Origin of the sequence: Halorubrum sp. GN11_10-6_MGM, assembly GCF_005435165.1 — an archaeon.
Lineage (GTDB): Archaea > Halobacteriota > Halobacteria > Halobacteriales > Haloferacaceae > Halorubrum.
On sequence record NZ_SGUC01000009.1, the window covers coordinates 1 to 13,858 of the forward strand.

Annotated in this window: 16 protein-coding genes; 7 read left to right on the forward strand and 9 right to left on the reverse strand. The window is 70.6% G+C overall.

Going from position 1 to position 13,858, the window contains the following annotated elements; all coding sequences use genetic code 11:
- Window positions 1-69: 69 nt before the first annotated feature.
- From nth to EXE46_RS06450, 6 genes are all read left to right on the forward strand, one after another.
- Entirely contained in the window at window positions 70-753 is a 684-nt protein-coding gene (gene nth, locus EXE46_RS06425; RefSeq protein ID WP_137687601.1) for an endonuclease III, read from the forward strand.
- Between the two features lie 213 nt (window positions 754-966).
- The gene (locus EXE46_RS06430; protein WP_137687602.1) at window positions 967-1,521 is read left to right on the forward strand and encodes a DoxX family protein; all 555 of its coding nucleotides are present in this window, start codon (window positions 967-969) and stop codon (window positions 1,519-1,521) included.
- 535 nt (window positions 1,522-2,056) lie between these two features.
- On the forward strand, window positions 2,057-3,136 hold the full coding sequence (locus tag EXE46_RS06435) for a glutamate--cysteine ligase (RefSeq protein WP_137687603.1): 1,080 nt from the start codon (window positions 2,057-2,059) through the stop codon (window positions 3,134-3,136).
- 101 nt (window positions 3,137-3,237) lie between these two features.
- Complete coding sequence (locus EXE46_RS06440; RefSeq protein ID WP_137687604.1) at window positions 3,238-3,879, forward strand: winged helix-turn-helix domain-containing protein; 642 nt, start codon at window positions 3,238-3,240, stop codon at window positions 3,877-3,879.
- A gap of 114 nt (window positions 3,880-3,993) precedes the next feature.
- Window positions 3,994-4,488, forward strand: a complete 495-nt coding sequence (locus EXE46_RS06445; protein ID WP_137687605.1) for a phosphopantetheine adenylyltransferase — start codon at window positions 3,994-3,996, stop codon at window positions 4,486-4,488.
- Window positions 4,485-4,934 (forward strand): hypothetical protein, encoded by a 450-nt coding sequence (locus tag EXE46_RS06450; protein WP_137687606.1) that lies wholly within the window; start codon window positions 4,485-4,487, stop codon window positions 4,932-4,934. Before EXE46_RS06445 ends, EXE46_RS06450 begins: the two co-directional genes overlap by 4 nt.
- An 80-nt stretch (window positions 4,935-5,014) precedes the next feature.
- Here EXE46_RS06450 and EXE46_RS06455 read toward each other — a convergent pair whose 3' ends face one another.
- The 5 genes from EXE46_RS06455 to EXE46_RS06475 form a co-directional block, all read right to left on the reverse strand.
- Entirely contained in the window at window positions 5,015-6,460 is a 1,446-nt protein-coding gene (locus EXE46_RS06455) for an FAD-dependent oxidoreductase (protein ID WP_137687607.1), read from the reverse strand.
- Between the two features lie 123 nt (window positions 6,461-6,583).
- Window positions 6,584-7,021, reverse strand: coding sequence for an RNA-binding protein (locus tag EXE46_RS06460; protein WP_137687608.1), 438 nt, complete (start codon window positions 7,019-7,021; stop codon window positions 6,584-6,586).
- Between the two features lie 20 nt (window positions 7,022-7,041).
- Window positions 7,042-7,230: a DUF1918 domain-containing protein gene (locus tag EXE46_RS06465; protein ID WP_137687609.1), complete on the reverse strand. Its 189-nt coding sequence runs from the start codon at window positions 7,228-7,230 to the stop codon at window positions 7,042-7,044.
- A gap of 126 nt (window positions 7,231-7,356) precedes the next feature.
- Complete coding sequence (locus EXE46_RS06470) at window positions 7,357-7,938, reverse strand: hypothetical protein (RefSeq protein ID WP_199234119.1); 582 nt, start codon at window positions 7,936-7,938, stop codon at window positions 7,357-7,359.
- A gap of 101 nt (window positions 7,939-8,039) precedes the next feature.
- Window positions 8,040-8,234 carry a methytransferase partner Trm112 gene (locus EXE46_RS06475; protein WP_199234120.1) on the reverse strand — a complete coding sequence of 65 codons (195 nt, stop codon included), beginning with the start codon at window positions 8,232-8,234 and terminating at the stop codon, window positions 8,040-8,042.
- A 142-nt stretch (window positions 8,235-8,376) separates the two neighbouring features.
- On the opposite strand from EXE46_RS06475, the gene EXE46_RS06480 reads away from it, so the two are divergent.
- Window positions 8,377-8,661, forward strand: a complete 285-nt coding sequence (locus EXE46_RS06480; protein WP_137687611.1) for a ribonuclease P protein component 4 — start codon at window positions 8,377-8,379, stop codon at window positions 8,659-8,661.
- A 92-nt stretch (window positions 8,662-8,753) separates the two neighbouring features.
- Here the strand turns inward: EXE46_RS06480 and EXE46_RS06485 are convergent, their stop codons facing one another.
- The 4 genes from EXE46_RS06485 to glpK form a co-directional block, all read right to left on the reverse strand.
- A complete protein-coding gene (locus EXE46_RS06485; protein ID WP_137687612.1) occupies window positions 8,754-9,437 on the reverse strand; it encodes an HAD-IIB family hydrolase in 684 nt (227 codons plus the stop codon).
- A gap of 84 nt (window positions 9,438-9,521) precedes the next feature.
- Window positions 9,522-10,694: a Cdc6/Cdc18 family protein gene (locus EXE46_RS06490; RefSeq protein ID WP_137687613.1), complete on the reverse strand. Its 1,173-nt coding sequence runs from the start codon at window positions 10,692-10,694 to the stop codon at window positions 9,522-9,524.
- 281 nt (window positions 10,695-10,975) lie between these two features.
- Window positions 10,976-12,064: a hypothetical protein gene (locus EXE46_RS06495; RefSeq protein ID WP_137687614.1), complete on the reverse strand. Its 1,089-nt coding sequence runs from the start codon at window positions 12,062-12,064 to the stop codon at window positions 10,976-10,978.
- Window positions 12,065-13,606: a glycerol kinase GlpK gene (gene glpK, locus EXE46_RS06500; protein WP_137687615.1), complete on the reverse strand. Its 1,542-nt coding sequence runs from the start codon at window positions 13,604-13,606 to the stop codon at window positions 12,065-12,067. It abuts the gene before it with no gap.
- Between the last annotated feature and the right edge of the window lie 252 nt (window positions 13,607-13,858).

Below are 13,858 nucleotides of genomic sequence, written 5' to 3' on the forward strand. Positions count from 1 at the left end.
GGGGTGGAGTGGGTGGGGGCGAGCCCGCCCAGTCGGATCGTTCAATGTCGCCCGGACGGAGGGTGTCGTATGGGAACGCCACGCGATTCGCGCGAGGAGCAGGTCTCCGAGGTCCTCGACCGACTGTACGAGGAGTACCCAGACTCGACCATCTCGCTCAACTACTCGAACCGGCTGGAGCTGCTGATCGCCGTGATCCTCTCGGCGCAGTGCACCGACGAGCGCGTGAACAAGGTGTGCGCCGACCTGTTCGAGACGTACGAGACGCCCGAGGAGTACGCGAACGCCCCGCAGGAGGAGATGGCTGAGGCGATCAACTCGATCACCTACTACAACAACAAGGCGGAGTACATCCGCTCGGCGTGCGCGGACATCGCGGAGAAGCACGACGGCGAGGTGCCGGACACGATGTCTGAGCTCACCGACCTCGCGGGCGTCGGCCGCAAGACCGCCAACGTCGTCCTCCAGCACGGCCACGACGTCGTCGAGGGGATCGTCGTCGACACCCACGTCCAGCGGCTCACGCGCCGGCTCGGAATCACCGAGGAGGAGCGGCCCGAAGCCATCGAGCGGGACCTCCTCGACGTCGTCCCCGAGAGCGACTGGCAGCAGTTCACGCACCTCATGATCGACCACGGTCGCGCGACGTGCACCGCGATCAACCCCGACTGCGCCGACTGCGTGCTGGCCGACGTCTGTCCCTCCGAGCAGGGCGACGGCGACGTCGACCTCGCGAGCGGCGAGGCGTGGTAGGTCCGGAACCGGGCGGGACCGGTGAGCGGAGCGAACCGACGGACGTGACGGGCCCCGGCCGCGTGGGACGCGAGTCGGCACCGATATTGTTCGGCAGGTAGTATTTAAAGAACCCTCCGATGAGGGGGATCGGTCGAATCCGTCCCGCTGCGGGGGAACCCGCTCTCCGCTTTATGTGTTCATCCGGCGTATTCGCAAGTGAGGAGAGACACAATGTCCACGAAGACTACAAACGAGTTCGGCGGGGAGATCGGCGGGATCACGCTGTTGGGGAAGGCGCACTCGCTGTCGGCGCTGTTCATCGTCCTGCTCCGGGCGACCATCGGCGGGATGATCCTGTTCGCGGGCCTCGGGAAGGTCTCCGAGTGGCCGTTCGACGCCGCGGGCTACCTCGCGAACGTCGGGTCGGCCAGTCCGGTCAGCGGGCTGTACGCCGCGATGGCGTCGAGTCCGGCGCTGATGGAGTTCGTCAACGTGTTTGTGCCCGCGACGCAGCTGCTCATCGGCGCGGCGCTCATCACCGGCGCGTTCGTCCGGCTGGCCGCGCTCGGCGGGGCCACCCAGATGATGCTGTTCTACCTCGGCGGGTGGAGCGGCGAGGCGCTCGCGCTGTTCGACTCGACGCTGGTGTACGCGATGGTGTTCCTCACCGTCGCCGCCTTCGGCGCGGGTCGCGTCCTCGGCCTCGACGCCTACATCGAGCGGATCGAGGTCGGCGGGCAGGCGCTCGTCGAGAAGTTCCCGGCGCTCCGCTACGTCCTCGGCTGAACGAGAGGGCGTCGGATCGGGTGTCGGGGAACCGGCATATCGGCGTGCGACCGCGCGCCGTCGACTCGTTTTCGATACGCGGAGTCCGATGCGGCTGTTTCGCTTTTCACGCACGGTTTCGGGAACGGCAGCGACGGCGTTTCGATCGGTGACAAAACCGGACTGCGCCGAACGCTCCCGAAGCCCCAGCCGCGAGGCGGGCGCACGCTCGCTGCGCGCCTCACTCAGTCGCTGTCGCTCCTTCGTTGCGGTGCTTACGTCGCCTGCGCCCGCCTCGCGGCTGCCCCTTCGAGTCCCGCCCGCACCGCCCCGCACCTCACGCCTCCCCAGCCTCGTCGCTCGCTGCTCGCGGCTTCGCCGCTCGGGTAGAGGTGCTCGCTTCGCTCGCACCTCGCACCGCTCGCGACTCCCCCGCGCGTGCGACTCGGCCGCGAAGCGGCCTCGCAGGCACGCGCCACCGCCGGAAACGTCCTTCTCCGTCCTCGACTTCCGCCTTCCAATCCTTATAAGAGCGCGCGACCGGTACGGGGCGGTAATGGAACTGGGCTCGCGAGACGCGTTCTCTCGGATGGGGACGCTCGGCATCGAGGAGGAGTTCTACATCGTCGACGCCGAGGGCCGCCCGACGTCCGGGACCGACGACCTCGTCTACGGCCGCGACCCGCCAGCTGCGGTGCCGGAGGGGTTCGACCACGAGCTGTTCGAGTGCACGATCGAGGCGCAGACGGAGACGATCGAGGACCCGGCGGACGCCGCGGACGCGCTCGGGACGGTCCGCGAGGCGCTCGTCGACCACGCCGCCGCGGACGGGTATCGGATCGCCGCCGCGGGCCTCCACCCCGCCGCGAAGTGGCGCGAGCTCGACCACGTTCGGAAGCCGCGGTATCAGGCCCAACTGGACCGCATCCAGTACCCGCAACACCGGAACACGACCGCGGGGCTCCACGTCCACGTCGGCGTCGACGACGCGGACAAGGCCGTCTGGGTCGCGAACCGCCTGCGGTGGCACTGTCCGGTGCTGCTCGCGCTGTCGGCGAACTCTCCGTTCTGGAACGGGTTCGACACCGGCCTCGCCTCGGCCCGCGCGAAGGTGTTCGAGAACCTCCCGAACACCGGGATTCCGTCGGCGTTCGACGACTTCGACGCGTTCCAGCGGTACGAACGCCGGATGGTGGAGACGGACTCCATCGCGGACCGCGGCGAGCTGTGGTTCGACGTGCGCCCGCACACCGGCCACGGCACCGTGGAGGTCCGCGCGCCCGACGCCCAGCAGGACCCGCAGGTCACGCTCGCGTTGGTCGAGTACGTCCGCGCGCTGGTCGTGGACTACGCCGAGCGGTACGAGGACGGCGAGTCGGTTCCTGCGCTGCGCCGCGAGCTCCTCGACGAGAACAAGTGGCGCGCGATCCGGCACGGTCACGACGCCGCGTTCGTCGACCGCGACGGCGAGGGGACGACCTCCCTCGGCGATGTCGTCGACGCGGAGTGCGACCGCCTCGGCGTCGACGGGATCCGCGAGGTGTACGAGGCGGAGAGCGGCGCCGCGCGCCAGCGCCGGATCCGCGAGGAGTCGGGCGCGGACGCCCTCCGCGCTGACCTCCTCGTGCGGCCCTGAGGCCGACGCGCTCTCCCCGAGACCGGCCGGCCGGTCCGTCAGTTTCGTCGGAACGAAAGCGACGAGAAACCCTTTTGCCCGCGTAGCCCCCAGTTTCCGGCATGACCACGGACGATTCGCCTTCCGATCCGGTAGAGGACGCACCCGAGACGGAGGAGTCGCCGACGGAGCGGACTCGCGAGGAGCTCCGGAAGACGAAAGAGCGGCTCGGCGAGGGCGCCGACCGGGCGGTGAAGGGGTTCGACGACAACGTCGTCGACCTGCTCGCGTGGCTGCTCGACACCGAGACCCGCGCGCGGATCTACGTCTACCTCCGCGACAACCCGCACAGCACGAGCGACGAGGTCGCCGACGGCACGGGACTGTACCCGAGCACCGTCCGCGAGGCGCTTGCCGAACTCCACGACGAGGGGACCGTCGAGCGCGGCAAGCGGAAGGCGGAGGGCGCCGGCAACAACCCCTACGAGTACGAGGCGATCGCGCCGAGCGACCTGGTCCGCGGCGTCGTCGGCGACGTTCAGGCGGAGCTGAACGCCGTCTTCAACCTCGACCGTCGGCTCGGCGGCGAGTCGCCCGACGGCGACGCCGAACCCGTCCAGATTTCGGTCGGCGGTGAGGGCGGTGACGAGAGCGAGACGGGCGACGACGCGGAGGCGGACGGAGACAACGAGGCCGCGAGTGACGACGAGGCCGCGAGCGACGACGATGCGGACGGCGACGCGGACGACGAGCCGGCGAACTGAGTCGGTCAACTGAGCCGACAGCACCGACTGCCGAGCGCGGTCCCGATCAGGCCGACCTCCCCCGCCCGACCGCGGTTCGGGACGTTTTAAGTTCGACCCGCGCAACGGAGAGGCATGAACGTCGCGCTGGGGGGTACGTTCGACCCCGTTCACGACGGCCACCGGAAGCTGTTCGAACGGGCGTTCGAGCTGGGTGACGTCACCGTCGGCCTCACCTCCGACGAGCTGGCGCCGGAGACCCGACACGTCGAGCGGTACGTCCGCCCCTACGAGCGACGCAAGCGCGACCTGGAGGCGGAGCTGGCTCCCCGCGCCGAGGCGAACGGGCGCGAGTACGAGATCCGCGAGCTGACGGAGCCGACCGGCATCGCCGTCGAGCCGGAGTTCGACGCGCTGATCGTCTCCCCCGAGACGAAGGCGGGCGGCGAGCGGATCAACGATATCCGCCGCGAGCACGGGCGCGACCCCCTCGATCTGGTCGTCGTCGACCACGTCGCGGCCGAGGACGGCGAGCGCATCTCCTCGACGCGGATCGTCGCGGGCGAGATCGACGAACACGGCAACCTCACCCCCGACCGCGAGGGGCGGGGCGCGACGCGACCGGAATGAGCGACACGGAGACCGCCGGCGACGGGACCGCGGCGCTGCGGCGCCTCGTCCTCGGCGAGACCGGCTTCGAGCGCGCCGTCGTCTGGAGCGCGGTCGGGTTCGCGCTGTCGTACCTCGCGTTCGACGTCACGGGCGCGCTCGGCGTCTCCCCCGGGGCGACGGCCGGCGTCCTCGCGGGGGTGACGTCGCTTTGCGCGCTCGGGTTCGCCGCGACCGGCGGCGGGGCGCTCCCGACCGCCGTCCTCGCGTCCGGGCCCCTCGCCGGAACGCTCCTTCGAGCCATCGGCCCGGAGCCGTACGTCAGCCCGTTCGCGGCCGGCGGGCCCGCGCTCACTGCGGTCACCGCTCCGCTGGCGCTCGCCGGCGCCGTCGCGCTCGCGACGGGCGCGATCGCCGCGGCCGTCGGGCTCCTCGCCCGGCGGATCGCGGCGGCGCGGGAGCGGTAGACGGGACGGACGGCGGGGCAGTCCGGGAGAATCGGGGCGGCCCGGGAGGGTCGGGGCGCTCCGGGACGGCGGCTGGTTTCTCAGCCCTCGAGCGCCCCGTTCAGCACCTTCGCGGCGACCAGTATCGGGTCCCACACCGGGCTGAACGGCGGCGCGTACGCCAGATCGAGCCGCTCCACCTCGGAGACGGTCATGTCCGCCTCGATCGCGGTCGCGAGCGTGTCTATCCGGACCGCCGCGCGGTCGGTGCCGACGATGGTGCCACCGAGCAGGCGCCCGGTGTCGCGGTCGGCGACGAGGGTCACGTCCGTCTCGGCCGCGCCGGGGTAGTACCCGGAGCGCGAGCCCGCGGTCACCGTCTCGCTGACGGGGTCGAAGCCGGCCGCTTCCGCCTCCTCGCGGTCGAGGATTCCGACGCGGGCGGCCTCCGCGTCGAACGCCTTCACGGCGGCGGTGCCCGCGATGTCGCCGACCGGCGTCGGGTCGCCCGCGACCGTCGCGCCGATCGCCCGCCCGGCGCGGTTCGCCGTGAGCCCGAGGGGGAGCCAGTCCGGTTCGCCGGTCACCGCGTGGCGCGCGGTCGCGCAGTCGCCCGCGGCGTACACGTCCGGGAGGCTGGTGCGGCCGCGGTCGTCGACCCGGACCGCGCCGCCGGGTCCGAGGTCGACTCCGGTGCCGTCGAGCAGGTCGGTGTTCGGGCGGATTCCGACGCCGACGACCGCCATGTCGACCGGCACCCGTTCGGGGTCGCCGTCGTCGTCGCCTCCGATCTCGACCGCCTCGATCCGGTCGTCGCCGCCGAGCGCCTCGACCGGCGCGTCGGTGCGAACGGTCACGCCCTCGGATTCGAGGGCCTCCTCGACGCGGTTCCCCACCGTCTCGCCGAACGGGCGGAGGAGGTGCCCGGAGCGGTGGAAGACCGTGACCTCCAGCCCGCGCTCCGAAAGCGCCTCGGCGACCTCGACGCCGACGTATCCGCCGCCGACGACCGCGGCGGTCTCGGGGGCCGACATCGCCGCGTTGCGCTCGACCCGGTCGCGGTCGACCGCACTCACGTCCGCGCGGTCGGGGTCGTAGGCGTCTGGGTCGGCGACGTACGCGTCGATCGCGGCCGCCGCGTCCATGTCGTGGAGCGTGAACGCCCCGTCGAGCCCGCGCACGTCGAACGGACCGGGGTCCGCGCGCGCGCCGGTCGCGACGAGGAGGTCGCCGTACGACTGCTCGAAGCGCTCGCCCGCGGCCGTCTCGACCGTGACGCGCTTCGCGTCCGGGTCGACGGCGACGACCGTCGACTCGCGCCGGAGGTCGATCCCGCGCTCGTCGACCTCGCCCGGCGACAGCGAGAGGAGGTTCGACATGCGGTCGACGTAACCGGCGATGAAGTAGGGCATTCCGCAGTAGGCGTACGAGATCCACCGGCCCTTCTCGAAGACGACGACCTCGCGGTCGGGCGCCTCGCGACGGAACTTACTGGCCGCGCTCAACCCCGCCGCGTCGGCGCCGACGACCACGAACGGATCGTTCATGGACGGACATCGACGGGCCGGGTGAAAAAGTCACGCCGCGGGTGCGTCCCGGAAACGCACCCGGGCACTCCGACGGCGGTCGCCCCTCCCGGTGTCGTTTGGGCGGGTCGACGCGGTCGGCGTTCAGTCCTCGTCCGCCAGCCGCGAGAGCGTCTCGCGGGCGTTCGCGACCGCCTTCTCCTTTTTCGCCGGGTACGCCTCGACCTTCGTGCGGACGGTGATCCCGGGGCCGAGGCGCACCTCGCCGCGGAAGGCCGCCTGCTTGTCGAGGCGGAGGAACAGCGCGCAGTTGTCGTCGACCCGCTCGTCGAGCTCGCCGAGGACGCGGTCGAGGTCCTCCAGCTCGGCGAGCCGGTCCAACACGTGGCGCATCTCGTCGGCCCGCTCGACGCGGGCCGAGAGCACGACGATCCGGTCCCCGTGGTGGCCCACGTTCTCGACGCGGTCGAGCTCGACGTCCTCGGGCAGCAGGGAGTACAGCGCCTGCTCGACGCGTTTCTCGTCCTCCGTGGCGTACGAGAACGCGCGGAGGTCGACGTAGTGGAAGGGGACTTTCGGCATGCGGGACGAAGGGGGGGCCGTTACTCCTCGCTCTCGACGGCGTCAAGCGAGTTCTCGGGGACGCCCGTCTCCTGCCCGTCCTCGAAGCTGACCGTGTACGTCGCGTCGCCGAACATCGTCTCCATCACCTGCGTGATCGTGCCCGTCTCACCGTCGTACTCGCTGTGTTTGTCGTGGAGGACGACCTCGTCTTCCTTCTCGAAGCTCATGGCGTTTCGTTCCGGTGGGACGGTTAAAAGCGCGCGGATCCCGGGCGAGCCGACGAGAGCGAAGCGAGGGAACCGAGGCAACGGGGTTGTAGGGCCGGGAACCGGTCGGGCGTCGACTCGCTCGCCTCACGTCACGGCGAGCAGCGCCGCGCCGAACGCGATCAGCAGCGCGAGCCCCACCGCGACCCAGACGACGACGCTGTCGACGATGACCGCGACCGCGACCGCGGCGGCGACCGCGAGGAGCCCGACGGCCGCGCCCGCAGCCCCCCCGCGTCGAACCAAGCGGTCGAGCGCGTTCACCGCCTGCTGGCGGGGCGGAACGTCGGGCGCGCGCTCCGGGGGCGCCGCGAAGCGCTCGTCGACGGCGACCGACTCGTCGGGGGTCTCGGGCGACGGGTCGATCCGCACGTCGACGTAGCGCGTGTTCGACCCGTAGCCGGTGACGATCTTCAGCTTGCCGCGGACCGGTTCGTCGACGTCTGCCGTCCTGACGTGGACGTGGCGGGTGGCCTCGTCGCCGACGAAGTGGTTCCCCTCGTCGACCGTGGCCACCCGGTCGAGGTCGTCGTCGAAGTGGAGGTGGACGTGCGTCGAGCGCCCCATGTTCTCGAACACGACCGGAAACGGTCCGTCGGTGACGAACGACTCCGGGGCGTCGATGTCGTGGACCGTCTCCCCGTTCAGTTCGACGTCGAGTGTCGGCACGGTCGAGACCACAACCCCACACTAAAAAAAGATTGACACGAGCGGGGGAGTTCCGTGTCGGTGTCTCCGCCGCCGTCGCGGCCCGCCAGCGTCGGAGAGCCCTACGCCGTCGCCTCTTCGCGCATGTCCGGCGGGAGGAGGTTCGGGATCCCGTCCTCGATCGGGTACGACTCACCGCACTCGGTACAGGTGAGCGTCCCGGCGAGGACCTCGTCGTCGTCCTCCTCGTCGACGTCGAGTTCGAGGGCCGCCTTGTCGAGCGGGCAGCAGATCACGTCCATCAGGGATTCCTTCATACCGCTCGGTTGGATCGGACCGATAAAAAAGCGTGCGGGTCGGGACCGCCGCGGCGCGCTCGGGGTGGCGGCGCGGTCCGAGTGGCCGCCGCGTCCGACCGGGATAACAACCCATTTGCCGACGCGCCCCGCCACCCGTGACATGGGAATCCCGGCGGAGCGGATCGAGCGGCTGTTCGCGCTCGCCCGCGAGGCGGTCGTCGACGACGAGTACGACCGGGGGCGCGAGTACGTCGCCCGCGCCCGCCGGGTCGCCGAGCGCAACCGCTGCGGCGTTCCGGCCGAACTCTCCAGGCGCGCCTGCGACGACTGCGCCGTCTACCTCCGCCCCGGGAAGACGAGTCGCGTCCGGACGCGCCCCGGGCGCGTCGTCGTCCGCTGTACCGAGTGCGGGGCGACCGCGCGGTACCCGTACGGCGAGGAGTAGCGAGGGCGAGAGGTAGCGAGAGCGAGGGCTGACTGCGAGGAAGAGGGCTGACTGCGATGGAGAAGTCCAACTGCGGCGGAGCCGGTTCGGGACTACTCGGCCCGCTCGCGAAGTTCGTCGAGGACGGAGACCGTTCCGTCCATGAACCCCTCCGCGACCACTACGTCTGCCGCCTCTCGGGCGGCGGCGTCCGCGTTGGCGACGGCGTACGACTCGCCGGCGACGCCGAACGTCGAGACGTCGTTCTCGCTGTCGCCGATCGCGACGAAGTCGTCGGTGGCGAGGCCGAGGGCGTCGGCGACGACGCCGAGCGCCCGGCCCTTGCTCACGCCCGTCGACTTGACGTGGTAGGCGTAGCCGGTGTCGACGACCTCCACGTCGCCGCCGGCGGCCGCGGCGACCTCGCGCAGGAGCGTCACGTCCGCGTCGGGCGAGAGCGCGACCTCCGTCTCGCGCCAGCGGTTCACCGTGTCGCCCTCGCCCCAGCCGACCTCGCCGCCGCGCTCGCGGAACGCCTCGACGACGGCCCACGCGGCGTCCGGGTCGCCGACGATTGCGGTCTCGCCGTCGACGTACGCGACGCCACCGTTCTCCGCTATCACCGTCTCCTCGCGGCCGAGGAAGTGCGCGAGCGCGACCGGGTACGGGAACGCCTTCCCGGTGGCGAAGGCGACCGGCGCGTCCCACGCGGGCAGTAGCTCGAAGACTCGCGGGTCGATCCGGCCGGTCGGCGTCGTGAGGGTGCCGTCGATGTCGAGCGCGAGGGGCGGAACCATACCCCGAATCGGCGACTCGGCGCCAACTGTCTTCCGTTCGGCGGCGGGGCGGCCGGGTCCCGCGCGTAGCGGTCCGCGCGGCGGCTATCCGGTCCGGACCCGCCGGTCGAACAGCTCGCGGAAGACGACCGTCGGGAACAGCGGCACGAGGCGACTCGGCGGCCGCCCCTTGCCGTCGCTCTGGTGGACGGTGACGCGTTCGAGCAGGCCGGCGTCGGCCAGCTCGTACAGCACGCGCCGCACGGTCGACGCCGAGAGGTCGACGCCCGGCCGCGCGGCGATGCGCTCCGTCGCCACGCCGACGGTCGACCGCTCGTCCTCGGAGAGTCCGGCGAGCTCGTAGAGGAGCCGCTGGCGGCTCTCGGGGAGCGAGAGCACCCGACCCAGCGCCACGCACGGTCGGGGCACGCTGTCGATGCCGGCGTCGAGATCGCCGGAGCGGATCGTCGACGCGCCCGCCCGCTCCGCGTTGACCGCCGCGCCCATCACGGCCGCGAGCGCGTCGTGGGCGTCGCCCGCGGCCCACTCGACGATCTCGCGGATCTGGTCGTGAGAGAGCGCGTCGCGGCCGAGTCCGGTCGAACACCGGCTCGTCAGCAGTTCGACGAGCACGTGCCGGCGGTACTTCGCGAACTCGACGGTGGTCGCCGGCTCCCAGTCGATCGCGTCCGGCGGGTCGCGGCCGATACAGGCCGGCGTGACCCGGTCGCCGACGTCCGTGAGCCAGTCGATCAGCGTCGCCGCCGTCGGCGTCTCGGTCTCGTTCGTGTGGTCGGCCGCGACGACGAGCTCGGGGCCGGTACGCATCGCGTCTCGGAGCGAGTCGGCCAGCTCCTCGGTCCCGATCCCGTGGTCCGGAACGGGCTCGTCGCTCATCGCGGCCAACATCGCGTGGTACAGCCGAAATCGGGTCGACGCCTTCCGAGCGTCGACGTAGACGAATCCGGGGATCGTCGGCTCGACCGCCCGCGTGGTCGTCTGGATGGCGCGCCGCGGTCCGCTGTGGCTCGCTAACCGGTCGAACAGCGCGGAGACGACAGCCGATTTCCCGCTTCCCTTCGGGCCGTACACGTAGACGCTCGGCGGGAGCGACCCGGAGAAGGCGGGCTCGAACACGTCGAGGAGCCGCTCTATCGCCGGCCCCCGGCCGACCGGCGAGTCGACGTGTCTGACCGGCGAGACGGCCTCGAAGTCGGCGAGAACGCTCATGCCGGCGTCGTAGCCGAGCCGTCGTTCGATCCGGTCGTCGATATTCACGGTCGACCCTCCGATATCGGCGAACAAAACTGGCACGAAGCGGAGGCGATGCGAGCTCGATCGCGGGCGGAGCGGTCGTCGTCGTCGCGCGCGACGGCGGTGCGAGCGGCGGCGGCGCCGGCCGTGCGACGGCCGTCGCTCTCGAACCGAGCGCGTCGGCGATCGCGTGTCCGGTCTGGTCTCATTGGTGTCCGGCGGCTTGGTCAGAGGGTGGTTCGCGCGCGGAACGACCCCGGGCCGCTACGGGGGAACCGACGCCGCGTCGGTCCCCGCGAGCGGGCTCAGAGGTACCCGGCGTTCGGCAGGACGCCGAGGATGCCGAGGATGCCGACGACGAGCATCATGATCGCGATGGCCATCGCGGGCGGGTCCACGTGGGTCCCGGAGTGCGAGTAGAACAGCCGCTGCGTGACTTCGCCGACGAGGCCGCTGAGGGCCCCGAGGACGCCGCCGGCGAGCAGCGCGACGACGCTGCCCGCGACGGGGTCGATGACGACCGCGCCGACCGCACCGAGCAGCGTGATGTGGTGGGTCACCGGGATCTTCTCCACGCCGAGGTTCAAGAACAGCAGGCTCATCGCGGAGATGGCGTACCCGAGGAAGATGCTCCCCGTCTGGAGCCAGATGTAGCCGCCGAGGATGCCGCCGACGAGACCGATAGCGGTGACGCCCGACCACTTGTACTGGTGGGGAAGCCACGGCTCGGTCGCCGGTCGCCCGGCGTGTTCCTCGTCCGTGTCGGCCTTCGGGTGGTCCTCGCCGCGCTCGAACGGCGACATGTCCAAGAGCCCGTCGCCCGCCGGCTTCCCGACGATCGGGTAGCCGAAGACGGGGCGCGCGAGGAACGCGGTCGCGAACACGGACACCGCGATGAAGTCGGTCGGCGGCGTCATCTCCAAGACGTTGAGGAAGAGGCCGTTGGCGACCCGCGTGATCAGCATCCCGAGAACGCCGAATATCGCACCCACGGCGAGGATGTCGGGCTTCGTGCCGAACGCGTACGTGATGTCCTTCCCGAAGTGGTACCCGCCGTCGGCGGGGTTCATCTCGGGATACTTCTTGCCGGCGTACGCCGAGGCCGCGACGCCCCCTGCGAAGGCGATGTGCGGGCCGGTGATCGCTCCGAAGCCGATGACGCCGGTGATCCCCGCCGCGAGCTCGCCAGCGGGGATACCTTCGACCGCGCCGATCTGTCGTTGGAGGATCCCGATACCCTCACCGAGGAAGACGACGAACCCGGTGAAGATGAACGCCGGGAGCGCGCCGATGGCGGCACCGAAGGCGCCGCCGGCCAGCGCCGTGATGAGGAGCAGGAGGAACGGCTCAAGCTCCATCCCGATGACCGGGACCTGTAGCAACAGTTCGTTCATTTACTCGTCCTCCCCGTCGTCTTGCGCCCAGTCTTTCGAACGCTCAACCGCGTCGTCCCAGCGGCTGTACAGCTTGTCGACCTCGTCTTGGGACTTCTCGGGGGTGAACTCGCGGTCGACCTGCCAGTTGTCGCGCAGCTCGTCCACGTTGTCCCAGTACCCCACCGCGAGCCCGGCCGCGTACGCCGAGCCGAGGGCGGTGGTCTCGTCGACTTCCGGTCGCGCGATGTCCGTCTGGATGATGTCGGACTGGAGCTGACAGAGGAAGTTGTTCTTGACCGCGCCGCCGTCGACGCGGAGGCTCGTCGTCTCCACGCCGGAGTCGGCCTCCATCGCCTCGGCGATGTCGCGGGTCTGGTACGCGATCGATTCGAGCGTCGCGCGGACGATGTGCTCCTTGCTGGTGCCGCGGGTCATCCCGACGATGGTGCCGCGGGCGCGGCCGTCCCAGTGCGGCGCGCCGAGTCCGGTGAACGCCGGGACCATGTAGACGCCGTCGGTCGAGTCGACCGACCGCGCCAGCTCCGCGGTCTGGGCCGCGTTGTTGATCAGGTCGACGTCTTCGAGCCACTCGATGGCGGCGCCGGTGATGAAGATGGACCCTTCGAGCGCGTACTGAACGGGCTCGCCGGACATCTGGAACCCGATCGTCGTCAGGAGTCCGTGGTCGGACTTGACGGCGTCGGTGCCGGTGTTCATCAGGTAGAAGGAACCGGTGCCGTAGGTGTTCTTCGCGTCGCCCTCGTCGAAACAGGTCTGGCCGAACAGCGCGGCCTGCTGGTCGCCCAGCGCGCCCGCGACCGGGACCTCCTCGCCGAGGAACCCGTCCGCGTCCGTGTGGCCGTAGTAGTCCTCGTCCGACGAGGGGCGTACCTCCGGGACCATCTCCTTCGGCACGTCGAACTCGTCTAAGAGCTCGTCGTCCCACTCCATGTCCCGGATGTTGTACAGCATCGTCCGGGACGCGTTGGTGACGTCCGTGATGTGGTTACCCGTCAGGTTGTAGATGAGCCACGTGTCGATCGTCCCCATGACGAGCTCGCCCTCGCGGGCGCGGTCGCGGAGGTCGCCGCCGCGGGAGCTCTGCATCTTGAGCGGCTCGGCGTTGTCGAGGATCCACTCGGTCTTGGTCGCGGAGAAGTAGGCGTCACACTCCAGCCCCGTCTTCTCGCGGATCTCCTCGACTTTGCCCGCCTCTTGGATCTCCTCGACGCGGTCGGTCGTCCGGCGGTCCTGCCACACCAAGGCGTTGTGGACCGGCTTCCCCGAGTCCTTGTCCCAGACGATCGTCGTCTCGCGCTGGTTGGTGATGCCGATGGCTTCGAGCTGGTCGGCGTCGAGCCCGGCGTCCGCGAGGCCGTCGAGGACGACCTGTTGAGTGTTCTCCCAGATCTCGATCGGGTCGTGTTCGACCCAGCCCGGGTTCGGGTAGATCTGTTCGTGCTGTTCGTAGGCGTTCGCGACGACCTGGCCCTCGTGGTCGAACACCATGAATCGGGTGCCGGTCGTCCCCTGGTCTATCGCACCGACGTACTGTGTCATGTTGTGGATCCCTCCTGTGGCGCTGGTCCGTGTCCGGCGGCATCGGAATCGCGCTCGCCGTCGAGCGCGACCCCGGAACCGCGTCCGCTACCGCGTCGCCGAATCGCTGCGTCCGACCCGTCCGGAGCCGGACTGGGGCGACCGCGACGCGCGTCGCGACCGCCGCGACATATCTTCACGGAAGCTACCACGCCAATCGTGAACATAATGTACTACCATAATAATCTTCCTGTTAAAATCCGCATATCGGCG

Bases quoted from the DNA above. Each gene is read 5' to 3' on its own strand.
- nth (WP_137687601.1), top strand. From the start codon at position 70: ATGGGAACGCCACGCGATTCGCGCGAGGAGCAGGTCTCCGAGGTCCTC.
- EXE46_RS06430 (WP_137687602.1), top strand. From the start codon at position 967: ATGTCCACGAAGACTACAAACGAGTTCGGCGGGGAGATCGGCGGGATC.
- EXE46_RS06435 (WP_137687603.1), top strand. From the start codon at position 2,057: ATGGAACTGGGCTCGCGAGACGCGTTCTCTCGGATGGGGACGCTCGGC.
- EXE46_RS06440 (WP_137687604.1), top strand. From the start codon at position 3,238: ATGACCACGGACGATTCGCCTTCCGATCCGGTAGAGGACGCACCCGAG.
- EXE46_RS06445 (WP_137687605.1), top strand. From the start codon at position 3,994: ATGAACGTCGCGCTGGGGGGTACGTTCGACCCCGTTCACGACGGCCAC.
- EXE46_RS06450 (WP_137687606.1), top strand. From the start codon at position 4,485: ATGAGCGACACGGAGACCGCCGGCGACGGGACCGCGGCGCTGCGGCGC.
- EXE46_RS06455 (WP_137687607.1), bottom strand. From the start codon at position 6,460: ATGAACGATCCGTTCGTGGTCGTCGGCGCCGACGCGGCGGGGTTGAGC.
- EXE46_RS06460 (WP_137687608.1), bottom strand. From the start codon at position 7,021: ATGCCGAAAGTCCCCTTCCACTACGTCGACCTCCGCGCGTTCTCGTAC.
- EXE46_RS06465 (WP_137687609.1), bottom strand. From the start codon at position 7,230: ATGAGCTTCGAGAAGGAAGACGAGGTCGTCCTCCACGACAAACACAGC.
- EXE46_RS06475 (WP_199234120.1), bottom strand. From the start codon at position 8,234: ATGAAGGAATCCCTGATGGACGTGATCTGCTGCCCGCTCGACAAGGCG.
- EXE46_RS06480 (WP_137687611.1), top strand. From the start codon at position 8,377: ATGGGAATCCCGGCGGAGCGGATCGAGCGGCTGTTCGCGCTCGCCCGC.
- EXE46_RS06485 (WP_137687612.1), bottom strand. From the start codon at position 9,437: ATGGTTCCGCCCCTCGCGCTCGACATCGACGGCACCCTCACGACGCCG.
- EXE46_RS06495 (WP_137687614.1), bottom strand. From the start codon at position 12,064: ATGAACGAACTGTTGCTACAGGTCCCGGTCATCGGGATGGAGCTTGAG.
- glpK (WP_137687615.1), bottom strand. From the start codon at position 13,606: ATGACACAGTACGTCGGTGCGATAGACCAGGGGACGACCGGCACCCGA.